This window comes from Brevundimonas aurantiaca (assembly GCF_014199955.1).
GTDB classification, from domain to species: Bacteria; Pseudomonadota; Alphaproteobacteria; order Caulobacterales; family Caulobacteraceae; genus Brevundimonas; species Brevundimonas aurantiaca.
On record NZ_JACHOQ010000002.1, the window covers coordinates 78,428 to 98,941 of the forward strand.

Here is a 20,514-nt window from a genome sequence, read left to right on the forward strand (position 1 = left end):
AAGGCTCTCAGGCGTGGCGATTGTATGCGCGGCGGTGTAGCACGAGAGAAGAGCAGGGCAAGGCGAGGCGGCCATGGGACCAAAGCATATTCTAACGGCGACTCTGCTGGTGCTGGCGGGGTGCGCCGGCCTTCCCCCTGAACAGCCTCGACCGCGCGTCGCCCTGGACACGACGGCTGGGCGAATCGTTCTGGCCCTCGACGCCGAAGCGGCGCCGATCAGCAGCTGCAACTTCATCAGCTACGTCGTCTTCGGCGACTATGACAACGGGTCCTTCTTCCGCACCGTGGTGCGCGACACCAATACGGCCAACCCGAACCCGATCGACGTCATCCAGGCGGCGACGCCGCGGGGCAGCGACGACGACGCCCGTCCGCCCATTCCGCTGGAGCGGACTCGGGACACAGGACTGCGCCATCGCGCGGGGACCGTGTCCATGGCGCGTGACGGTCCCGACAGCGCGACGTCCAGCTTCTTCATTGTGACCCAGGACACGCCCAGTCTGGATTTCGGCGGCGCCCGCAATCCGGACGGCCAGGGATTCGCCGCCTTCGGCCGGGTAGTCGAGGGATTGGATGTGGCGCGCCGCATCCAGAAGATGCCCGCGAACGCGCAAGAGCAGCTGACGCCGCCGGTCGTCATCCGTTCCGCCCGTTTGCTGGACGCTGCGCCGTCCGTCTGCACCCGATGACCGTCGGTTGGATCGGAACCGGCAAGGTCCGGGCCCGTGAGGACGGCGAGGCGGTCGAGATCGTCATCGACGGCCTGACCACCCAAGCCAAATACTACAAGCCGCTGGTCTATGAGTTCATGCGCAAGGAGTGGGCGTCGAGACCGTCCTGGGGCGATCATGTGGTCGAAATCCGCATGGAACATGTCGGCGAACCCCCGTGGATGGACCTCGACAACCTGGCCAAAGCCCTGCTCGACTCGATCAAGGGCTATCTGTTCCACGACGACAGCCAGGTGGCCCGTCTTCTCGTGGAGCGGCGGGAAGGCGAGCGCGAGCGGATTACGATCCGATCCTATCCTCGTAGGGCCTGAACCGCAGCGTCGGCAAAAGCAGTTGCATGTTCGCGCCGATCGCCGTTTGAGGCTCGGAGGCCGGAGAGAGCCCCTCCGCCTGTTCGCGCGCGGCGACGCAAGACGTGGCGGCGCGGGACAGGGCGATGAAATCCGGCGCAGTCTTCAGCCCGTCCAGCACGCATTCATCAAAATAGGGATACAGGGCGTCGGCGGCGCAGCCGAATGAGGAGCGATCGCGCCGGGCGGCGGTCATGACCATGCGGTTCGGTCCCTTCAGGCCGTCGACGAAGACGCCCGAGAAACAGGCGGACAGCACCACGACCGTCGGACGATCGCCGCAGGTTTGACGCAAGACAGGGATCAGATCCTCTGGAGCCAGCGTCGCCTCCGGTCCGAAAACCAGGCCTTCGGGAGAGCCGTGGGAGGTGACGTAGAAGAGGCAGCCGCGCGTCGCCCGTTCAGCCGCCTCGGCAAACCGACGCAGGCTGTCCTTGGCCTCCACCGGCGCGGCGACGTCCGGACGCAGGCTGACGCTGACCATGGAGGCCGGATCGAAGCCTACTCGCTGAAAGGCCTTGGACAGGTCGCGTTGGGCGTTGTCGAAGGCGGTGATCGCTCGGCCGTCGCTGTCGCGCCAGTCGGCGGCTATGACGGCGGAGGCCCAGCCGTCGAACCGGTTCTGGGCCTGGGCCGAACAGCCCAGGACGACTAGGCTGAACATCACGACCGCCGCCGTGGTCCACCGACACATCGCACGTCCCCATCCACATTCGTGACACAGCAGCTTAGCGCCAGGACGGGGTGAGGGAAGAGTCTACTTCTTGCGGAACTGGTCCAGGGAAACGACCTTCGGACCGTCGGACGTCGGCGCCGGATCTTCCGGCGGCGTGGCGTCTTCCACATTCTCGACGATCTCGGGTTCTTCGAACTGCAGCAGGAATTGGACGCTGGGATCGTAGAAGCGGGTCACCGCAGTATAGGGCATGGCGAGGGTGCGAGGCACGCCGCCGAAGCGGAGCTTCACAGAAAAGCGGTCGGCCTCGACCTGCAGATCCTCATACTGGTGTTGCAACACCACCGTCATTTCGTCGGGATATTTGGTCAGCATGTCCGCCGGGATGCTGACGCCGGCGGCCCGGGTCTTGAAGGTGATGTAGAAGTGATGCGCGCCGGGCAGACCTTCGGCGGCCACATGATCGAGCGCAGACCGGATCACGCCGCGCAAAGCCTCGTGCGCCAGTCGCTCGTACTGCATCTCATCGACCGGAGGGGTCTGATCGGTCATCGTCACCTCGCAAATTCAGCGTGACTGATAGCGGCGGCGGCGCGCGCGCGAAAGGTGCGAATAGGGTAAAGACGTCGGATGTTCGGGATAAGCGCCGGGATTCTGTTGCCAGGCTCCCGACAGGCCCCGCCTAGGGATCTGAACCCCTAGGACTTAAGGTTCGAAATCACCCGAACCGCATTACGCGGCGAGAGCGACTTCTCCAGCGAAGTTATCGTTCGCAGTTAGAAAATGGCCCGATACGGTGGGCCAGGACGAGCGAAAGCAATCCTCTTTACACGTCCGTCGATGCTAGTCGGCCCCATGACGCCTCCGCCGATAACGCGGGGAAGTGAATGGTGGAGCCGCCGGGAATCGCACCCGGGTCCGGTCCGCTTATTACAGGCGCCTTTATCGCCATAGTCCGGCCGAAGCCGGACGAGGGCAATATAGGCGTGGCCCGGCGGGTTTCCAAGTCCAGTTCGGCCAAGGGGATCAGGGGCGGGGAATGCGGCTCCAGTCGCGGCACTGGTTTCTGAACCAGGTGAGCTGGCGTTTGGCGTAGTTTCGCGTGGCCTGTTTCAAGGCGGCGACGGCCGCCTCGCGGTCAAGTGCGCCGGAGACATAGGCGGCCAACTCCCGCACGCCGACCGCCTTCATGGCGGGCAGGGCGGGGGACAGGTCGCGCGCGACGAGGCGACGAACCTCATCTAGCGCGTCATTTTCGACCATCAGATCCGCCCTTCGGTCGCAGTCGGCGTAAAGGACTTGGCGATCAGGTTCGATCACAAGCCCCGTCCAGGATTCCGGCGCCAGAAGCGGCTGGGTCTGGGATTTCCACGCGGTCAACGGCCGGCCGGTCGCGGCGTGGACGCTCATCGCCCGCACGAGCCGTTGTCGATCCCCGGCCTCAATGGCCTGGGCGGCGGCCGGGTCGATTTCCGCCAGACGGGTGCGAAACAGAGCCTCTCCTTGCACCAAGAAGTCCGCCTCGACCTGGTCGCGGACAGCGCTCGCGACCGGCGGAATGTCCGCTAGGCCCCGGGTCAGGGCCGTGAAGTACAGGCCGGTGCCGCCGACGAGGATGGCGGGCCGATTCTCCGCCCGGAGTTCGGCCAGTATGGCCAGGGCGGCGCGACTCCATTTTCCCACGGACCAGGCCTCCGCGGCGTCGGCGACGCCGTAAAGCCGATGTTCGGCCTGGGCTTCGTCCTCCGGCGAGGGGCGGGCGGTCAGGATACGAAGGTCGGCGTAGAGTTGCTGACTGTCCGCATTGATGATGACCGCCCCGGTCTCGCGCGCCATCTTCAACGCCAGGGCGGATTTTCCCGAGGCGGTGGGGCCGGCGATCAGGGTGACTAACGGCGGCTTGGACAAATCGAGGCTCGCGGGCGGCATCCAGGGGCGATAGAACGCGCCCCTTATCGCCTGCAAGTCTTGTGGAGACCGTCTTGGTCGAACGTTCCGCCGTCATCGCCGCGCTCGACGCCGTCACGGACCCGGTTTCGGGCCAGGGCCTCCATGCTTCGGGTCTGGTTCAGGGGCTGGTCGTCGCCGAGGACCGGGCGGGCTTCGCCCTGGAGGTGGACCGTAGTCTGGTCGCGACCTACGCCCCCGTCAGGGACGCGGCCGAGGCGGCGCTGAAGGCCATCCCCGGCATGAGCCGGGTCTCGGTGATCCTGACGGCGGAGGCCAAGCCTGGGCTCGGCAAGCCCGCGCGCACCGCCGGCCTTTCGAAAGCCGCCGTGGATCAGGGACGTCCCAAGGCGCCGGTTCCCACGGACCGCCCGGCCCACGTCCGGCGCGTCCTGGCCGTCGCCAGCGGCAAGGGCGGGGTGGGCAAGTCGACCGTGGCCGTCAATCTGGCCGCAGCCCTGGCTGCACGGGGGCTGTCTGTCGGGATTCTGGACGCCGACGTCTACGGTCCCTCGCTGCCCACCATGCTGGGGATCAGCGGCCAGCCCGCCTATGAGGACGGGGCTATGGTGCCGCACCAGGCGCATGGACTGAAAGCGATGTCTGTGGGCCTGCTGACCAGGATGGACGACGCCATGATCTGGCGCGGGCCGATGGCGTCCCAGGCCATCACCCAGATGCTGACCCAGACCCGATGGGGCGCGGCCGAAGCGCCGCTGGACGTGTTGGTGGTCGATCTGCCGCCCGGCACAGGCGACGTGCAACTGACCCTGATCCAGAGGACCCCGCTGGACGGCGCCGTCATCGTCTCCACGCCGCAGGAGGTGGCTCTGGCCGACGCCCGGCGGGCGCACACCCTGTTCCAGAAGGTGAATGTGCCGACGCTGGGCCTCATTGAAAACATGAGCGGCGACGTCTTCGGACAGGGCGGCGCCAAGGCCGAGGCGGAGCGCCTGTCTGTCCCCTTCCTGGGCGATCTGCCGTTGGAGGCGGCTCTGCGCCAGGGCGGAGATGCGGGGCGGCCGGTGGTCGTCTCGGATCCCGAAGGCGCGATCGCGGTGCGGTTCGCTGTGATCGCCGAGCAAGTGGCGGATTCTCTGGGGTTGTAGAAACTTCAGGGCGTGGGGTTTTCAAACGCAACTCTATTCGCCACCTTCACCCTTGCCATTTCGCGAGGAGATCCAATGAGCGTCGACGCCCTGTTTCGCCCTTTTACGGTCAAGGGACTGACCCTGCCCAACCGCATCGTCATGGCGCCCATGACGCGGTCCTTTTCCCCGAACGGCGTCCCTACGTCCGATGTGGCCGGCTATTACCGCCGCCGCGCCGAGGGCGGTGTGGGGCTGATCGTGACCGAGGGCACGGTGGTGGAGCGTCCCGCCGCCCGCAACGACGTCAATGTACCCGTTTTCCACGGCGAGGCCCTGCCGCACTGGAAGACGGTGGTGGACGAGGTCCACGCCGCCGGAGGCCTGATCGCGCCGCAGATCTGGCACGTCGGATCCGCGCGGGGGCAGGGTGCTGATTGGACGCCCTTGGGCAAGGTGGACAGTCCGTCAGGCCTGACGGCGCCGGGCAAGGCCAAGTATGAGCCGATGACCGAAGAAGACGTCGCCGACACCATCGCTGCGTTCGGTCGCTCTGCGCGCGCGGCGCGGGAGCTGGGCTTTGACGCCGTCGAAATCCACGGCGCCCACGGCTATCTGATCGACCAGTTCTTCTGGGGCGGGGTCAATGTGCGCGAGGACCGCTGGGGCGGGCCGACCATCGCCGAGCGGGCGCGCTTCGGCGCCGAGGTGGTCAAGGCGGTGCGCGAAGGCGTCGGCGACGACATCCCCGTCATCCTGCGCCTGTCGCAATGGAAGCAGCAGGACTTCGCCGCCCGGATCGCCGAGACGCCGGACCAGATGGTGGAATGGCTGACGCCCCTGTCGGACGCCGGGGTCGACGTCTTCCACTGCTCGCAGCGCCGCTTCTGGGAGCCGGAGTTCGAGGGGTCGGACCTGAACTTCGCCGGCTGGACGAAGAAGCTGATGGGCAAGCCGACCATCACCGTCGGCTCGGTCGGGCTGGACGGCGAATTTATCGCGGCCTTCGGTGGAGAAGGCTCCAAACCCGCCTCGCTGGACGGTCTGGTGCGCCGGCTGGAGAAGGAGGAGTTCGATCTGGTGGCGGTCGGCCGCGCGCTGCTGGCCGATCCGCACTGGGTGCAGAAGATTCGGGACGGGCGCACCGAGGAACTGCGCAATTTCGAGCGCTCGGACCTGATGACTCTGTCCTGACCCGAGGCGTCGGGCCGGCCGGCCTTCCGAGAGGTCAGGCCGGCTCGACGATCACGGCTGTGCCGTAGCACAGCACCTCGGTCACGCCCGGCATGATCTCGGTGGCGTCATAGCGGACGGCCAGAATGGCGTTGGCGCCGTGGGCCTGGGCGTGTTTGACCAGTTCGTCATAGGCTTCCTGACGCCCCGCCTCGGCCAGTTTCACATAGGCGCCGACCCGGCCGCCCAGCATGGACTGGACGCCGCCGATGGCGTCGGAAATGGCGTTGCGGGATCGCACCGTAACGCCGCGCACCAGGCCGATGTGGCGGGTGACGCGAAAACCGGGCAGGTCATTGGTGGTGGCGACGTACATGAGGGGCTCCTAACGACGATCCAAAACGCGGAAGGTGAAGGCGTGGTCGTCCTTCTCGCCCGCCGCATGGGTTTCGGAAGATACTTCAACCCAGGCTGTTTCGTCGAACGACGGAAAGACCGCATCTCCCTCGGGGGCCGCGTCGACCTCGGTGATATAGAGGCGGCGGGCGCGGGGCAGGGCGGCGGCGAACAGGGCCGTGCCGCCGATGATGCAGATCTCGTCCACGCCGTCCTCCTCGGCGGTCTCGCGCGCGATCTCGATCGCCTCGTCCAGATTGGAGCAGACCACGGCGCCCTTGGCCATGCCGTCGGCCTCATAGGACTCGTCCTTGGTCAGGACCAGGTTCAGCCGGCCGGGCAAGGGCTTCAGCGGCAGGCTCTCCCAGGTCTTGCGCCCCATCAGGCAGGGCTTTCCGATAGTGATCGCCTTGAATCTCTGCAGGTCCGAACGCAGCCGCCAGGGCAGGTCGCCGTCCCGGCCGATGACGCCGTTCCGGCCGCGGGCCACGACCAGGGCGATCCGAGCGGGCCCGGTCACGCCGCAGGCTCCAGCCACTTCAGCCATTTGCGTCGCATCGCGGTTTCAAGATCGATCCCGGCGCTCGCGCAATAGATCAACAGCATGCCCAGAACATCGGCCGCCTCGTCGCCCAGGGCGTCGGCGTCGCCCGCGCCGCGCGCCCGACCGGACAGGCGCAGATGTTCAGCCGTCAGCTCTCCCAGCTCTTCCTGAAGCTTGAGCAGCGCCCAGTCCCGGTCGCGGTCTATGCCGTAGTTGGCGGCGTAGATGTCGGAGATGCGCAGGACGTCGGCTTGAAGACTCTTGAGATCCATCAGACGGCCACTTCGGCCTTGATATGCGGCCAGGCTTCATAGCCCTCAAGCGTAAAGTCCGACAGGTCGAAGGCGAACAGGTCGGTCTTCGGCGCGATCTTCATCACCGGCAGGGGCAGGGGTTCGCGCGTGAGCTGGAGCTCGGCCTGTTCGAGGTGGTTCAGATACAGGTGGGCGTCGCCGAAGGTGTGGACGAACTCGCCCGGCTCCAGCCCGACCACCTGGGCCAGCATCATCGTCAGCAGGGCGTAGGAGGCGATGTTGAACGGCACGCCCAGGAAGACGTCGGCGCTGCGCTGATACAGCTGGCAGCTCAGCTTGCCGTCCGCAACGAAGAACTGGAACAGGCAGTGGCAGGGCGGCAGGGCCATGTCGTCGACGTCGGCCGGGTTCCAGGCCGTGACGATGTGGCGGCGGCTGTTGGGATTGGTCTTCAGGCCGTGGACCAGTTTCTCGATCTGGTCGATGACGCGGCCGTCCGGCGCCGTCCAGGACCGCCACTGCTTGCCGTAGACCGGACCCAGTTCGCCCTCGGCGTCAGCCCATTCGTCCCAGATGCGGACGCCGTTCTCCTTAAGATAGGCGACGTTGGTTTCGCCGCGCAGGAACCACAGCAGTTCGACGATGATCGACCGCAGGTGCAGCTTCTTGGTCGTCAGGACTGGAAAGCCCTTGGAGAGGTCGAACCGCATCTGGCGGCCGAAGACGCCCAGGGTGCCGGTGCCGGTGCGGTCGTCGCGGCGCACGCCGTTGTCCAGAATGTCGCGCAACAGGTCCAGATACTGCCGCTCCGGGTGGTCGGCGGGGGCCGTCCGGCCCTGAAGTTCTGAAGAGGCGACCTGAGCGTTCATGCCGCCAGCTTGCCCCAGTCGGGGTGATTCGCCACGCGGTTCCAAAGGGGCGTCCACAGGAAAGACGGCCCGGCCCCCTCCGTCACGGCGCTTCGCGCCGCGCCACCTCCCCCAGAGGGGGAGGATTTCGGTCAACGCATTCCTCCCCCTCTGGGGGAGGGGGGGGCGCGCAAAGCGTGGTGGAGGGGAACCCTCCCGCTGCCGTTGCCCGTAACCGCGCGGGCGGGTAGAGCGTTCGGCTTCTCCCGCCCAACCGAAGTTTCAGACCATGCACGACATCAGAGCCATTCGCGAAAACCCCCAGGTTTATGTCGCGGGCTGGTCGTCGCGCGGGGTCGATCAGGCCGACGGGCTGGTGGCGGACATCCTGCGGCTGGACGCCGAACTGCGCCACGCCCAGACCACGGGCCAGGACGCCCTGGCCAAGCGTAACGCCGCCTCCAAGCTGATCGGCGCCGCCATGGGCAGGAAGGACATGGCCGAGGCCGACCGGCTGAAGGCCGAGGTCGAGTCGCTGAAGGGCGACATCGCAGCGGCGGCCGAGGTCGAGGCGCGCGTCGGCAAGGAACTGCGCGACCTGCTGGCGGGGTTGAAGAACCTGGCGGCCGAGGATGTGCCGGACGGCGAGGACGAAGCGGGCAATGTCGAGGTCTCGCGCTGGGGAACCCCACGCGAAGGCGGCCCGGCCAAGGATCACGCCGACCTGGGCGAGGCCCTGGGCATGCTGGACTTCGAGGCGGCGGCCAAGATGTCGGGCGCCCGGTTCGCGGTGCTGAAGGGCCAGCTGGCGCGGCTGGAACGGGCCGTGGGCCAGTTCATGTTGGATCTGCAGACGGACCAGCACGGGTATTTGGAAGTGAACCCGCCGCTGCTGGTGCGGGACGAGGCGATGTTCGGAACGGGACAGTTGCCGAAGTTTGAAGAGGATCTGTTTAAAACCTCGACCTATCAGGCCGAGGAACATGTCTCTCGCACTCACGAACTGATGTTTCGCTCGCATCAACTGCGAGAAGTGGGGCAAGACGCAACCGGAGTTGATCGCGAACTTTACGAACACGTCCTCGAGGGTCCGGAAAAATCGGACTACCGCCGCTACCTCATCCCCACCGCCGAGGTCTCCCTGACAAACCTCGTGCGCGAGACCATTCTGTCCGAGGACGACCTCGCCACGCCGATGCGGATGACGGCGCTGACGCCCTGTTTCCGCGCCGAAGCAGGATCGGCGGGGCGGGATACGCGCGGGCTGATCCGTCAGCACCAGTTCTCCAAGGTCGAGATGGTGTCGATCACGCGGCCGGAGGACTCCGAGGCCGAGCACGAGCGGATGACGGCCTGCGCCGAGGCGGTGCTGAAGGCGCTGGAGCTGCCGTTCCGGCGGATGCTGCTGTGCAAGGGCGACATGGGCTTCTCGGCCCAGAAGACCTTCGACCTGGAGGTCTGGCTGCCCAGCCAGAACACCTATCGCGAGATCAGCTCCTGCTCGAACTGCGGCGACTTCCAGGCCCGGCGCATGGACGCCCGGTTCAAGCGCGCCGGCGAGAAGAAGACCGAGTTCGTCCATACGCTGAACGGCTCGGGGCTGGCGGTCGGCCGGACCCTGGTGGCGATCATGGAGAACTATCAGCAGGACGACGGGCGGATCGCGGTGCCGACGGTGTTGCAGCCCTATATGGGAGGTCTGACCCATGTGGGCGCTTAATCCTCCCCCATTGGGGGAGGGGGACCGCGACGCGGTGGAGGGGGGCTTCCGCCCCCGTGCCGGTTCCGCCTTGCCCCCCTCTGGCGCGCTATGCGCGCCTGTCTCCCCCCAAGGGGGGGAGATGGCATGAGAATCCTCCTGACAAACGACGACGGGATCGAGGCGGAAGGTCTTGAATCCCTTGAGCGGATCGCACGGACCCTGAGCGACGACATCTGGGTGTGCGCCCCCGCCGTCGAACAGTCGGCCAAGGGCCGGGGCATCACCCTGACCGAGCCCCTGCGGGTTCATAAATCGGGCGAGCGGCGGTTCTCGGTGACGGGAACCCCGACCGACTGCGTCATCCTGGCGGTCAACGACCTGATGCCGGAGAAGCCCGACCTGGTGCTGTCGGGCGTGAACCGGGGGCACAATATCGGCGAGGACGTCAGCTATTCCGGCACGGTGGCGGGGGCGCTGCAGGGCATGGCCTTCGGCATCCGCTCCATCGCCCTGAGCCAGAGCCTGGAAAGGTTCCATGACGAGGTGGTCGCCCACTGGGAGACGGCCGAAGCCTTCGCCCCGGCCATCATTTCGCGTCTGCTCGACCAGAAATGGGCGCCGGGCGTGGTGATGAACCTGAACTTTCCCAATCTGCCGCCCGAACGGGTCGAGCAGATCGAGGTGACGACGCAAGGCTTCCGCGACGTGGGCGAGATGCACGCGGTGCGGCGCACCGACCTGCGCGGGCGGGACTATTACTGGATGAGTTTCCGCGGCGAGAAGCAGGAGCATGCCGAGGGCACGGACCTGAGGGCCATCGAGGCGGGGCGGATCTCGGTCACGCCCCTGCACATCGACCTGACCCATATGGCCAGCGTCCATGACCTGAAAAAGGTGCTGGGCGGGGCGCCGCCGAAGACGGTGAAGGCGGCATGAACCTGCACGACGACCGCGCCGGGCGGCTGATCCTGTCGCTGCGCCAGCAGGGGGTGACGGACCCCCGGGTGCTGGGCGCGATGGAGAGCATCGACCGCGCGGTCTTCGTGCACGAAAAATTCCTGGATCAGGCCTGGGAGGACCAGGCCCTGCCGATCGACTGCGCCCAGACCATCAGCCAGCCCTATATCGTCGGCCTGATGACCCAGGCTCTGGACGTCCAGCCCCGTCACCGGGTGCTGGAGATCGGCACCGGCAGCGGCTACCAGTGCGCGGTGCTGAGCCGGCTGGCCCGCTATGTCTATTCGGTGGAGCGGTATCGGAGCCTCCTGGTCGAGGCCGAGGCGCGTCTGCGCGCCCTGGAGATCGAGAACGTCATCACCCGCCACGGCGACGGCGGCCTGGGCTGGATCGAACAGGCGCCCTTCGACCGGATCATGGTGACGGCCGCATCGCCGGGCGAGCCGACCGAACTGCTCAAACAGCTGAAGCCCAACGGGGTTTTGGTGGCGCCGGTGGGCCGCACCTCGGTGCAGATCCTGCACCGCTATGTGGGGCAGGGCGACGGCTCGTTCCGGCGCGAAAGCCTGACGGAGGTGCGGTTCGTGCCCCTGGTAGAGGGGACGGCGAAGGAGGGGTGAGGCCTTCCCCCGCTTGCGGGGGAAGTGTCAGGTCGTGGCGCGAAGCGACACGCCTGACGATGGGGGAAGTCATGCTTCTTGAAAGAAAACTTCCCTCTCCGACCCTGGTCCGCTGCGCGGACGCCGGGCCACCTCTCCCGCAAGCGGGAGAGGGTCTGGACGGCCGTTAACCTTCTCGCCCCACTTTGGCGATGATTGCGGGCTTGGCTTGCGCGGCGCGAGCGGGCAAACCGGGCGCGCGGATTTAACCACGTAAGGAGCGGCCGGTGGCGGTGATGTCGGGCGGAATGAGAACGGTTGTGATCGTGGCGGCGTCGCTGAGCGCGGCGGCCTGTATGACCTATCCGTCCGAGCCGCAGTATTCGACGCGCCCTGTTCCTGTCGGAGGCGCCCAGCCGCAGGCCCAGCAGGGCCCCTATGGTCAGCCGGCCCAGCCGCAGACCCCCGCCCAGCCGTATCAGCAGCCGCCGGTGACGGCGCCGGTCGGCTCGATCGACGGCGGAGCCCTGCCGCCGCCGGTTTCGATCACGCCGGCCCAGCCGACCTATCCGGCGACGCCCGCCCCGTCTTCGCCGCCCGCCGTGGTGACGCCGGGCGCGGCCTATGTGATCCAGCCGGGCGACACCATCTCGGGCGTCGGCCGTCGGTTCCAGACGCCGGTCCAGACCTTGATCGACCTGAACGGCCTGGGGCCGCGCGGGGCGATCACCAGCGGTCAAAGAATCATTCTGCCCGATTCCGCCGTGGACACGGGACGCGATCCCTACGCCACGGGGCCGTCCCCGGCCGGGGTGCTGGTGCCGAACTCAGGGGTGGTTCCGCCGCCCCCGCCGCCGCCCTCGGGCAATCCGGCCCTGCCGGCCCAGACGCGGCCGGTCCAGACGCGGCCGGTCGAGAGCGCGCCCGGTCCGACGACGACGCCCGTCGCCGGCGGACCCATCGCCCTGCAATGGCCGGTGCGGGGCGACATCCTGAGACGGTTCGGGCCGGTGGGCATGGGCGAGCGCAACAACGGGATCAACATCGGCGCCTCGGCCGGCGCCTCGGTCGTGGCGGCGGCCGGCGGGCGCGTGGCCTATGTCGGCGACGACCTGGTGGGTCAGGGACTGACGGTGCTGATCGTCCACAACGGCGGCTGGCGCACGGTTTACGGCCATCTGGGCTCGGCCACGGTCAAGGACGGCGACGACGTGCGCGCGGGTCAGCAGATCGGCACCGTGGGTTTGACCGCCGGGGACGGCCGCCCGTCGATCCATTTCGAGACCCGCCAGATGCGCGGCGACGACCCCGTGGCGGTCGATCCCCTGAGCGTATTGCCGCGCTGATCGTTCGTTACGTTGCAATCCGCGAAGCGCGGCCCTAGGTTCCGCGCCTCGTTTTAATGGGGGCGCCGACGAGGGCCGCCCCGCCTTGTGTTCGGAGAGACCCCATGGGCGCCCCAGCTGACGGCGGCATGATGGCCGTGATCATGCAGTTCCTGCCGATCGTCGCCATCTTCATCCTGTTCTACTTCCTGCTGATCCGTCCGCAGCAGAAGCGCGCCAAGGAACATGCGGCCGCCATCGCCGCCGTGAAGCGCGGCGACACGGTGGTCCTGTCCAGCGGCGCCATCGGCAAGGTGACCCGCGTCGAAGAGGCCGAGGTCAATGTCGAGATCGCGCCCAGCGTCAATATCCGCGTCGTCAAGGCGATGATCGCCGAGGTGCGCAACCGCACCGCCGTCGCCGCCAACGACTCCAAGGCCTGAGACCCGAAGCGTATCGCTGAACCTGGACTGTCCTCATGATTCAGCTGTCGCGCTGGAAAATCATTCTCGTCGTCGCCTCGGCGATCATCGGCTGCCTGCTGGCCTATCCCAACCTGCTGAGCCCGGCTCAGCGGGAGGCGCTGCCCGGCTGGCTGCCGAAGAACGCCCTGAACCTGGGGCTGGACCTGCAGGGCGGCTCCTATCTGCTGCTCGAGGTGGACGTGCCGGCGATGCGCGAGAAGCGCGTCACCAATCTGATCGAGGACGTGCGGGTGACCCTGAACGGCGAGGGCATCGCCACCAACGGCCTCCAGCGCGAGGCGGGCGGCGTCGTGGTCGCTTTGGCGGACCCGGCGAAACAGACCGCCGCCTTTGAAGCCCTGCGCCGCCTCGCCGGCGCGCCGGGACCGTCCGGCCAGGTCGAACGGACGGCCAGCCGCGTCGGTTCGGACCGGGTCCGCTTCGCCTATACGGACGCGGCCCTGGCCGGCATGGGATCGACGGCGGTCGATCAGTCCATCGAAGTCGTCCGTCGCCGCATCGACAGCCTGGGTACGCGCGAACCCTCGATCACCCGCCAGGGCGCCGACCGGATCGTGGTCCAGGCGCCGGGCGAGAGCGATCCGCGCAAGCTGGAGGAGGTCATCGGCCAGACGGCCCAGCTGACCTTTCAGATGGTGGATACCGAAAACTCGGTGACCGAGGCCCAGGCGGGGCGTGTGCCGCCGGACGCCGAACTGCTGACCGATGAACAGGGCACGCCCTATCTGGTCAAGAAGCGGGTTCTGGTCTCGGGTGAGAACCTCACACGGGCCTCTGTCGATGCCGATCAGAGCGGCCGCCCCGCCATCGGCTTCCGCTTCGACGGCGCGGGCGCCCGCCGGTTCGGCGAGGCGACCTCGGCCAATATCGGCAAACCCTTCGCCATCATCCTGGACGGCAAGGTCATTTCCGCGCCGCGCATCAACAGCGCCATCACCAACGGTTCGGGCATCATCGAGGGTCAGTTCACGATCCAGGAAGCCGCGACGATGGTGAACCTGCTGAATGGGGGCGCCCTGCCGGCGCCGCTGAACGTCGAGGAGCGCCGGACCGTGACCGCCGAACTGGGCGCCGACGCGGTGGCTGCAGGCGCCCTGTCGACCGCCGTCGGTTTCGTCATCATCGTGGTCTTCATGATCCTGGCCTACGGCCTCCTGTTCGGAGGCGTGTCGGTGCTGGGTCTGATCCTGAACGGGGTGCTGATCGTGGCGGCCATGTCGCTGACCCAGGCGACCCTGACCCTGCCGGGCATTGCCGGTCTGATCTTGACCTTCGCCGTGGCCGTGGACGCCAATGTGCTGATCTATGAGCGGATGCGCGACGAGGCCCGGACGGGCCGCAGCGTGATCGCCAGCATGGACGCCGGATTCTCCAAGGCCTGGGGCACGATCCTGGACGCAAACGTCACCACCCTGGTGGCGGCGGCGATCATGTTCGTCTTTGGCGCCGGGCCCGTGCGCGGCTTCGCCTGGACGCTGAGCATCGGCGTCTTCACCTCGGTGTTCTCGTCGGTTCTGGTGGCCCAGGTGCTGCTGGCCTACTGGCTCAAGACCGCCAAGCCCAAAAAACTGCCGATCGCGGAGTAATGGCGATGCGTGGATGGCCCCTCATCAAACTGCTGCCGCAGAAGACGAACTTCCATTTCGTCAAATACTCCCGGTACGCCGCCGTCCTGTCGGTGGTGCTGTGCATCGCCTCGATCGTGGGCTGTTTCGTGCCCGGCCTGAACATGGGCATCGACTTCCGGGGCGGCGCCTCGATGGAGGTGTCCAAGCCCGCCGGCCAGACCATCGAGCTGGACCGGGTGCGCGAGGCGGTGAACGGTCTGAACCTGGGCGACGTCCAGGTGCAGGGCATCGCCCGGCGCGACACCAATGTCGATGACGGCTCGACCGCCATCCTGCGCTTCCAGGTGCCGGAAGGCCGCGATCAGACCCAGGTGGTGAACCAGGTCGAGCGCGCCATCAGCGGCACGGTCGGCGAGGTGCAGTATTCGGGCGTCAGCGTGGTCGGGTCCAAGGTGTCCGGCGAGCTGTTCACCTCGGGCCTGTTGGCCCTGGCCGTCGCCATCGGCCTGATGTTCCTCTACATCTGGTTCCGGTTCGAGCCGCAATTCGGCTTCGGCGCCGTGATCGGCCTGCTGCACGACGTGGTCCTGACCTTCGGCCTGATCGTGGTGTTCCGGCTGGAGTTCAGCCTGAACATGGTCGCCGCCATCCTGACCGTCATCGGCTATTCGATGAACGACACCGTGGTGGTGTTCGACCGGCTCCGCGAGAACCTGCGCAAGTACAAGACCATGCCTTTGGGCGAGGTGATCGACCTGTCGTTGAACGAGACCCTGTCGCGGACCATCATCACCGGCGTGACCGCCGTCATGGTGCTGGCGGCCCTGGCCCTGTTCGGCGGCGAAGCCCTGTTCGGCTTCTCGATCGCCCTGATGTTCGGCATCATCGTGGGCACCTATTCGTCCATCTATGTCGGCGCGCCGATCATCCTGCTCTGGGGCGTCAAGCGCGGCGCCCTGAACGAGGAGGCCAAGCCGGTTAAGCTGGGCATGGCCAGCCGGCCCTGATCAAGACGACCTCGGTCTGCGGGGGAGCCTTGAATAGGCGACGAGGGCGTTTAGGGTGAGCGACCTGTGATCGTTCTCAAGAACGGCGCGCCCTGGGGAGGGATCATCGCATGACCAATGCGGAGCTGAGCGTCGCCTTTTTCCTGCAGATGGCGGTGATCATCGCCGCCTGCCGAGTGGTGGGATGGGCGGCCAAGCGCTGGTTGGGCCAGCCGCAGGTCGTCGGCGAAATGATCGCAGGCGTGATCCTGGGGCCGTCCCTGTTCGGACTTCTGGCTCCCGACTTGCAGGCCGCCCTGTTTCCGAAGGAGTCGCGGTCCATCCTGTTCGTCGGCGCCCAGCTGGGCGTCGGTCTCTACATGTTCCTGGTCGGGCTGGGGTTTCGCCGGGATCATTTCCGCGCCCATGCGACCAGCGCGGCGGCCGTGTCGCTGGCCGGTATGGCGGCGCCGTTTCTGGTCGCGGTCGCCATCGCGCCCTGGCTACTGAGTCTTGGCCTGTTCGGCGACGGAATCGTGACCTGGCAGGCCATGCTGTTTATGGGCGCGGCCATTTCGATCACCGCCTTTCCCATGTTGGCCCGCATCATTCACGAACGCGGCCTGAGCGGATCGAGGCTGGGATCGCTGTCTCTGGCCGCCGGCGCCATCGATGACGCCGGGGCGTGGTGCGTATTGGCGATCGTCCTGGCCAGCTTCGGCGCCGGCCCGATGGTGGCGGTGGTGGCGATCGCCGGAGGCGGCGCCTTCGCCCTTTTCATGATGACCTTGGGGCCCCGGCTTCTGGCGCCCCTAGGCCGGATCGCAGAGCGGGAGGGGCGCGTCGGACCGAGCGTATTGGGCGTCGTCCTGATCCTGTTCATGCTCAGCGCCTGGGCGATGGACGCCGTCGGCATCCATGCGGTCTTCGGCGGCTTCATCCTGGGGGTCGCCATGCCGCGCGGCCTTTTGACGACGGAGATCAAACGTCAGCTGGAGCCTTTCGCCGTTCTGGTCCTGCTGCCGATGTTCTTCACCTTTTCGGGGCTCAATACGCAGCTGACGATGGTGGACAATATCGGTTTGGCCGCAGTCACCCTGGTGATCCTGGCCGGCTCCGTCCTGGCCAAGGGGGGGGCCTGCTGGGCGGCCGCCCGGCTGACAGGCCAGGACAACGCCACGGCCCTGGGGATCGGCGCCCTGATGAACGCGCGCGGGCTGATGGAGCTGATCATCATCAATATCGGACTTCAGCGCGGCGTCATCGGCCCAGCCCTGTTCTCCATCCTGGTTCTGATGGCCATCATCACGACCCTTATGGCGTCGCCGCTGTTCGAATGGGTCTATGGCCGCAGGGCGCGAGAGCGAGGGGAGCTGGGCGATCCGAATGAACCGGACGGCGACGGAGCCCAACTGTCGCCTCGCGCGACGGCCTGAACTGGGGCCGTCGATCCGGACGGACACAGAGGCGTCCGTCCGGTGGAAAAATCAACGCAGCGAGGCGGCGAAGCGCTGGATGCGGGTGCAGGCCTCTTCCAGCACGGCGTCGGAGGTGGCGTAGCTGATGCGGAAATAGGGCGACAGGCCGAAGGCCTCGCCCTGGACCACGGCGACGCCCTCGGCGTTCAGCAGCTCGGCGGCGAAGGTCGAGTCGCCGTCGATGACCACGCCCGATTCCGTCGTCTTGCCGATCAGGCCGGCGATGGACGGATAGACGTAGAAGGCGCCTTCCGGCACAGCACAGGTGATCCCGGTCGCCTGGTTCAGCATCGAGACGACCAGGTCGCGGCGCTTCTCGAAGGCGATCTTGCGCTCGGGGATGAAGTCCTGGGTGCCGTTCAGGGCCTCGACCGCGGCCCACTGGCTGATGCTGGTGGGGTTGGAGGTGGTCTGGCTGGCCACCTTGCGCATCAGGTCGATCAGCGGCTTGGGGCCGCCGGCGTAGCCGATGCGCCAGCCGGTCATGGCATAGGCCTTGGACACGCCGTTGACGGTCAGGGTGCGGTCGATCAGGTCGGGGGCGACCTGGGCGATGGTGGTGTATTCGAAGTCGCCATAGACGAGGTGCTCGTACATGTCGTCGGTGAGCACCCAGACGTGGGGGTGACGACGCAGGACCTCGGCCAGGGCCAGCAACTCCGCCTGGGTGTAGGCGGCGCCGGTCGGGTTGGAGGGGCTGTTCAGGATCAGCCACTTGGTCTTGGGGGTGATGGCGGCCTCAAGCACCTCGGGACGCAGCTTGAAGCCGTCCTTCTCCTCGCCGATCACGGTCACGGGCTCGCCCCCGGCGAGCAGGACCATATCGGGGTAGGAGACCCAGTAGGGGGCGGGCACGATGACCTCGTCGCCGGGGTTCAGGGTGGCGACCAGGGCGTTGAAGATGACCGGCTTGCCGCCCGGTGCGACGTGGATCTGCGACACGTCGTAGGTCAGGCCGTTCTCGCGGGCGAACTTGGCCACAATAGCCTTCTTCAGTTCGGGCATGCCGTCGGCGTCGGTATATTTGGTCTCACCGCGATTAATGGCGTCGATGGCGGCCTGTTTGATATTCTCCGGCGTGTCGAAGTCCGGCTCCCCGGCGCCGAGGCCGATCACGTCGCGGCCCTCCGCCTTGAGCTTCCGGGCCTGGGCGGTCACGGCGATGGTGGCCGAAGGCTTGACGCGGGCGAGGGCGGAAGATTGCAGGCTGGACATGGGAATCCCATCGGTCTTGGAAGGTTGTCGCCGGGGAGGGCGAGGTTCCTTACGCGCGCAGGCCCGCCGGGACAATCCGCCCAGGCTCGCTAATGTACAGCCGGGGTGATAAGCGGCGCGTCTGATGCGCTGGATCCTCGATTTCCTGTCCAATATGGAGGCGCGGCGCTGGCGCGCCGTGCTGGCGACGGTTGTCGTTCTGGGCGCGATGACGGCTCTGTTCGCCGTGGGTAAGAGCCAGCTGGGGCTGGACGCCGAGGCGCGGCTGGAGGCCTGGCTGGGCGGGTTCCGGCACGGACCGTGGGGCCTGCCTGCGGCCGTGATCGTGTTCACAGTCGCAGCCTTCTTCGGCGCGCCTCAGTTCATTCTGATCGCCGCCTGCGTCGTGGCCTTTGGCCCCTGGTTCGGGTTTCTGTACAGCTGGATCGCCACGGCCGCCTCGGCCGCCGTTACCTATTGGATGGGGCGCGGGCCGACCGCGCGGGTGCTGGAGCGGCACGGCGGCAAGACGGTGGGGCGGCTGACCCGGTTCGTGGGTCAGAACGCCTTCTACGCCAGCTTCATGATCCGCAACGTGCCCTCGGCGCCCTTCATCGTGGTCAACATGGCCTTTGGCGCGGCGCGGGCGTCCTTTCCGGGTTTTCTAGCCGGATGCGCCCTGGGGGTTTTGCCCAAGACGGCGCTTGTGGCCTTTTTCGGCGGCTCCTTCATGACGGCCGTCAGCGGCGACGGGGTCTGGACCTCGGCGATCCTGGCGGGCGTGGCCCTGGCATGGTTGGGTCTAATGCTGGGGGTCCGGGAGTGGGTGAGGCGTCGCGAAAAGGCGCGTGGGGACTGACGTCGCGGCAGGCGCTGGCAGGATGTTTCACAGGAAGTCCCTGCCGCTCATGACACTATCGTGAACGGCCCTGAGCGCCAAGCTTCCACAGGCCTGGGGGTGAACGCGTGTCCAGCACGCGAAGGGGGTTGTATTCCCTGTTTCATACGGGCACACGGGCCAGCGGTAGGCATGGCGAAGACGATCAGGAAGCCGTCCGGCAAGGGGATGTCAGGACGGCGGGGCGTCGCCAGGTCGACTGCGAAACTGACGCCCTCGGTCAAAGAACAACGGTATCGATTCCCATGAGCTTTTCCCTTTTCGGCGCGATCTCCAACGACATCGCGATGGACCTGGGCACCGCCAACACCCTGATCTACATGAAGGGCAAGGGCATCGTCCTGAACGAGCCGTCCGTGGTGGCCCTGCGCAACGTCGGCGGACGCAAGATCGTTCACGCCGTGGGCATTGAGGCCAAGCAGATGCTGGGCCGAACGCCCGGCCACATGGAAGCCATCCGCCCGATGCGCGACGGGGTCATCGCCGACTTCGAAGTCGCCGAAGAGATGATCAAACACTTCATCCGCAAGGTGCATAACCGCAAGGGCTTCGTGAACCCGAAGATCATCGTCTGCGTGCCGTCCGGCGCCACGGCGGTCGAGCGTCGCGCGATCAATGATTCTTGCCTGAACGCCTCGGCGCGCCGCGTAGGCCTGATCGACGAGCCGATGGCCGCCGCGATCGGCGCCGGCCTGCCCATCCACGAGCCGACCGGCTCCATGGTCGTCGATATCGGCGGCGGCACCACCGAGGTGGCCGTGCTGTCTCTGTCGGGCATCGTCTATTCGCGTTCGGTCCGCGTCGGCGGCGACAAGATGGACGACAGCATCATCAGCTATATGCGTCGCAACCATAATCTGCTGATCGGCGAAACGACCGCCGAGCGGATCAAGAAGGACATCGGCACCGCCCGCATCCCGGCCGACGGCGAAGGCCTGTCGATCGAGGTCAAGGGCCGCGACCTGATGCAGGGCGTGCCGCGCGAGGTCCGTATCTCGGAACGCCAGGCCGCCGAAGCCCTGGCCGAGCCGGTGACCCAGATCATCGAGGCCGTGAAGGTCGCGCTGGAAGCCACCCCGCCGGAATTGGCCGCCGACATCGCCGACAAGGGCATCATGCTGACGGGCGGCGGCGCCCTGCTGCGCGGCCTGGATGTCGAGATTCGCGACCACACCGGCCTGCCGGTCTCGGTGGCCGACGACCCGCTGTCCTGCGTCGCCATCGGCTGCGGCCGCGTGCTGGAGCATCCGCGCTGGATGAAGGGCGTGCTCGACTCGGCGCTCTGATTTTTTCGATCGCGGCTGGGCGAAAGT

Annotated in this window: 22 protein-coding genes and 1 other RNA gene; 14 read left to right on the top strand and 9 right to left on the bottom strand. The window is 67.0% G+C overall.

The annotated features are described in order from the left end of the window. The first annotated feature begins 73 nt into the window (after positions 1–73). Both GGQ93_RS04490 and GGQ93_RS04495 read left to right on the top strand, forming a co-directional pair. Positions 74–691: a peptidylprolyl isomerase gene (locus GGQ93_RS04490; protein WP_183215388.1), complete on the top strand. Its 618-nt coding sequence runs from the start codon at positions 74–76 to the stop codon at positions 689–691. Then, positions 688–1,044, top strand: coding sequence for a RusA family crossover junction endodeoxyribonuclease (locus tag GGQ93_RS04495; protein ID WP_054765871.1), 357 nt, complete (start codon positions 688–690; stop codon positions 1,042–1,044). Before GGQ93_RS04490 ends, GGQ93_RS04495 begins: the two co-directional genes overlap by 4 nt. Here GGQ93_RS04495 and GGQ93_RS04500 read toward each other — a convergent pair. The 4 genes from GGQ93_RS04500 to miaA all read right to left on the bottom strand — a co-directional run bounded on the left by GGQ93_RS04500 (position 1,013) and on the right by miaA (position 3,667). Beyond that, positions 1,013–1,777, bottom strand: a complete 765-nt coding sequence (locus GGQ93_RS04500) for a C13 family peptidase (RefSeq protein WP_183215390.1) — start codon at positions 1,775–1,777, stop codon at positions 1,013–1,015. The two genes, GGQ93_RS04495 and GGQ93_RS04500, sit on opposite strands and share 32 nt — an antisense overlap. Before the next feature lie 63 nt (positions 1,778–1,840). Further along, complete coding sequence (locus GGQ93_RS04505; RefSeq protein ID WP_182713053.1) at positions 1,841–2,311, bottom strand: SspB family protein; 471 nt, start codon at positions 2,309–2,311, stop codon at positions 1,841–1,843. Positions 2,312–2,401: 90 nt separating this feature from the next. Continuing rightward, positions 2,402–2,769, bottom strand: a transfer-messenger RNA (tmRNA) gene (gene ssrA, locus GGQ93_RS04510). 16 nt (positions 2,770–2,785) lie between these two features. Then, positions 2,786–3,667, bottom strand: coding sequence for a tRNA (adenosine(37)-N6)-dimethylallyltransferase MiaA (miaA, locus tag GGQ93_RS04515; protein WP_267904128.1), 882 nt, complete (start codon positions 3,665–3,667; stop codon positions 2,786–2,788). A gap of 74 nt (positions 3,668–3,741) precedes the next feature. Between miaA and GGQ93_RS04520 the strand changes: the two genes are divergently transcribed. Both GGQ93_RS04520 and GGQ93_RS04525 read left to right on the top strand, forming a co-directional pair. Beyond that, positions 3,742–4,815 carry an Mrp/NBP35 family ATP-binding protein gene (locus GGQ93_RS04520; RefSeq protein ID WP_183215394.1) on the top strand — a complete coding sequence of 358 codons (1,074 nt, stop codon included), beginning with the start codon at positions 3,742–3,744 and terminating at the stop codon, positions 4,813–4,815. Between the two features lie 75 nt (positions 4,816–4,890). Continuing rightward, the gene (locus GGQ93_RS04525; protein WP_183215396.1) at positions 4,891–5,988 is read left to right on the top strand and encodes an NADH:flavin oxidoreductase; all 1,098 of its coding nucleotides are present in this window, start codon (positions 4,891–4,893) and stop codon (positions 5,986–5,988) included. A 34-nt stretch (positions 5,989–6,022) separates the two neighbouring features. Here GGQ93_RS04525 and GGQ93_RS04530 read toward each other — a convergent pair whose 3' ends face one another. Genes GGQ93_RS04530 through GGQ93_RS04545 form a run of 4 tightly spaced genes read right to left on the bottom strand, consistent with a single transcriptional unit; the run spans position 6,023 to position 8,030 of the window. Beyond that, positions 6,023–6,343, bottom strand: coding sequence for a YbjQ family protein (locus tag GGQ93_RS04530; RefSeq protein ID WP_054765867.1), 321 nt, complete (start codon positions 6,341–6,343; stop codon positions 6,023–6,025). Between the two features lie 9 nt (positions 6,344–6,352). Next, positions 6,353–6,883: a dihydrofolate reductase gene (locus GGQ93_RS04535; RefSeq protein WP_054765866.1), complete on the bottom strand. Its 531-nt coding sequence runs from the start codon at positions 6,881–6,883 to the stop codon at positions 6,353–6,355. Beyond that, a complete protein-coding gene (locus GGQ93_RS04540; RefSeq protein WP_183215400.1) occupies positions 6,880–7,179 on the bottom strand; it encodes a nucleoside triphosphate pyrophosphohydrolase family protein in 300 nt (99 codons plus the stop codon). Before GGQ93_RS04540 ends, GGQ93_RS04535 begins: the two co-directional genes overlap by 4 nt. Beyond that, positions 7,179–8,030, bottom strand: coding sequence for a thymidylate synthase (locus GGQ93_RS04545; protein ID WP_183215402.1), 852 nt, complete (start codon positions 8,028–8,030; stop codon positions 7,179–7,181). Before GGQ93_RS04545 ends, GGQ93_RS04540 begins: the two co-directional genes overlap by 1 nt. A gap of 268 nt (positions 8,031–8,298) precedes the next feature. On the opposite strand from GGQ93_RS04545, the gene serS reads away from it, so the two are divergent. From serS to GGQ93_RS04585, 8 genes are all read left to right on the top strand, one after another. After that, positions 8,299–9,729, top strand: coding sequence for a serine--tRNA ligase (gene serS / locus GGQ93_RS04550; protein ID WP_183215405.1), 1,431 nt, complete (start codon positions 8,299–8,301; stop codon positions 9,727–9,729). Positions 9,730–9,855: 126 nt separating this feature from the next. Then, positions 9,856–10,647 carry a 5'/3'-nucleotidase SurE gene (gene surE, locus GGQ93_RS04555; RefSeq protein WP_183215407.1) on the top strand — a complete coding sequence of 264 codons (792 nt, stop codon included), beginning with the start codon at positions 9,856–9,858 and terminating at the stop codon, positions 10,645–10,647. Beyond that, positions 10,644–11,288, top strand: coding sequence for a protein-L-isoaspartate(D-aspartate) O-methyltransferase (locus tag GGQ93_RS04560; RefSeq protein ID WP_054765861.1), 645 nt, complete (start codon positions 10,644–10,646; stop codon positions 11,286–11,288). Before surE ends, GGQ93_RS04560 begins: the two co-directional genes overlap by 4 nt. A 287-nt stretch (positions 11,289–11,575) precedes the next feature. Continuing rightward, on the top strand, positions 11,576–12,613 hold the full coding sequence (locus GGQ93_RS04565; RefSeq protein WP_260171165.1) for a peptidoglycan DD-metalloendopeptidase family protein: 1,038 nt from the start codon (positions 11,576–11,578) through the stop codon (positions 12,611–12,613). A 104-nt stretch (positions 12,614–12,717) separates the two neighbouring features. Beyond that, positions 12,718–13,035: a preprotein translocase subunit YajC gene (yajC, locus tag GGQ93_RS04570; RefSeq protein WP_054765860.1), complete on the top strand. Its 318-nt coding sequence runs from the start codon at positions 12,718–12,720 to the stop codon at positions 13,033–13,035. 35 nt (positions 13,036–13,070) lie between these two features. Next, positions 13,071–14,663: a protein translocase subunit SecD gene (gene secD / locus GGQ93_RS04575; protein ID WP_183215409.1), complete on the top strand. Its 1,593-nt coding sequence runs from the start codon at positions 13,071–13,073 to the stop codon at positions 14,661–14,663. Further along, complete coding sequence (secF, locus tag GGQ93_RS04580; protein ID WP_054765858.1) at positions 14,663–15,652, top strand: protein translocase subunit SecF; 990 nt, start codon at positions 14,663–14,665, stop codon at positions 15,650–15,652. Before secD ends, secF begins: the two co-directional genes overlap by 1 nt. Positions 15,653–15,762: 110 nt before the next feature. Continuing rightward, a complete protein-coding gene (locus GGQ93_RS04585; RefSeq protein WP_183215411.1) occupies positions 15,763–17,067 on the top strand; it encodes a cation:proton antiporter in 1,305 nt (434 codons plus the stop codon). A gap of 51 nt (positions 17,068–17,118) precedes the next feature. On the opposite strand, the gene GGQ93_RS04590 is transcribed toward GGQ93_RS04585, so the two are convergent. Then, a complete protein-coding gene (locus tag GGQ93_RS04590) occupies positions 17,119–18,324 on the bottom strand; it encodes a pyridoxal phosphate-dependent aminotransferase (protein ID WP_054765856.1) in 1,206 nt (401 codons plus the stop codon). A 124-nt stretch (positions 18,325–18,448) separates the two neighbouring features. On the opposite strand from GGQ93_RS04590, the gene GGQ93_RS04595 reads away from it, so the two are divergent. Both GGQ93_RS04595 and GGQ93_RS04600 read left to right on the top strand, forming a co-directional pair. Continuing rightward, positions 18,449–19,162, top strand: a complete 714-nt coding sequence (locus tag GGQ93_RS04595) for a TVP38/TMEM64 family protein (protein ID WP_183215413.1) — start codon at positions 18,449–18,451, stop codon at positions 19,160–19,162. Positions 19,163–19,446: 284 nt separating this feature from the next. Continuing rightward, positions 19,447–20,487: a rod shape-determining protein gene (locus GGQ93_RS04600; RefSeq protein WP_054765854.1), complete on the top strand. Its 1,041-nt coding sequence runs from the start codon at positions 19,447–19,449 to the stop codon at positions 20,485–20,487. Positions 20,488–20,514 lie beyond the last annotated feature (27 nt).

Coding starts and splice junctions, on each gene's coding strand:
- GGQ93_RS04530 (WP_054765867.1), bottom strand. CDS start 6,343: ATGTACGTCGCCACCACCAATGACCTGCCCGGTTTTCGCGTCACCCGC.
- GGQ93_RS04545 (WP_183215402.1), bottom strand. CDS start 8,030: ATGAACGCTCAGGTCGCCTCTTCAGAACTTCAGGGCCGGACGGCCCCC.
- GGQ93_RS04540 (WP_183215400.1), bottom strand. CDS start 7,179: ATGGATCTCAAGAGTCTTCAAGCCGACGTCCTGCGCATCTCCGACATC.
- yajC (WP_054765860.1), top strand. CDS start 12,718: ATGGGCGCCCCAGCTGACGGCGGCATGATGGCCGTGATCATGCAGTTC.
- GGQ93_RS04565 (WP_260171165.1), top strand. CDS start 11,576: ATGAGAACGGTTGTGATCGTGGCGGCGTCGCTGAGCGCGGCGGCCTGT.
- GGQ93_RS04525 (WP_183215396.1), top strand. CDS start 4,891: ATGAGCGTCGACGCCCTGTTTCGCCCTTTTACGGTCAAGGGACTGACC.
- secF (WP_054765858.1), top strand. CDS start 14,663: ATGGCGATGCGTGGATGGCCCCTCATCAAACTGCTGCCGCAGAAGACG.
- serS (WP_183215405.1), top strand. CDS start 8,299: ATGCACGACATCAGAGCCATTCGCGAAAACCCCCAGGTTTATGTCGCG.
- secD (WP_183215409.1), top strand. CDS start 13,071: ATGATTCAGCTGTCGCGCTGGAAAATCATTCTCGTCGTCGCCTCGGCG.
- surE (WP_183215407.1), top strand. CDS start 9,856: ATGAGAATCCTCCTGACAAACGACGACGGGATCGAGGCGGAAGGTCTT.
- GGQ93_RS04500 (WP_183215390.1), bottom strand. CDS start 1,777: ATGTGTCGGTGGACCACGGCGGCGGTCGTGATGTTCAGCCTAGTCGTC.
- GGQ93_RS04590 (WP_054765856.1), bottom strand. CDS start 18,324: ATGTCCAGCCTGCAATCTTCCGCCCTCGCCCGCGTCAAGCCTTCGGCC.
- GGQ93_RS04585 (WP_183215411.1), top strand. CDS start 15,763: ATGACCAATGCGGAGCTGAGCGTCGCCTTTTTCCTGCAGATGGCGGTG.
- GGQ93_RS04490 (WP_183215388.1), top strand. CDS start 74: ATGGGACCAAAGCATATTCTAACGGCGACTCTGCTGGTGCTGGCGGGG.
- GGQ93_RS04560 (WP_054765861.1), top strand. CDS start 10,644: ATGAACCTGCACGACGACCGCGCCGGGCGGCTGATCCTGTCGCTGCGC.
- GGQ93_RS04505 (WP_182713053.1), bottom strand. CDS start 2,311: ATGACCGATCAGACCCCTCCGGTCGATGAGATGCAGTACGAGCGACTG.
- GGQ93_RS04595 (WP_183215413.1), top strand. CDS start 18,449: ATGCGCTGGATCCTCGATTTCCTGTCCAATATGGAGGCGCGGCGCTGG.
- GGQ93_RS04495 (WP_054765871.1), top strand. CDS start 688: ATGACCGTCGGTTGGATCGGAACCGGCAAGGTCCGGGCCCGTGAGGAC.
- GGQ93_RS04600 (WP_054765854.1), top strand. CDS start 19,447: ATGAGCTTTTCCCTTTTCGGCGCGATCTCCAACGACATCGCGATGGAC.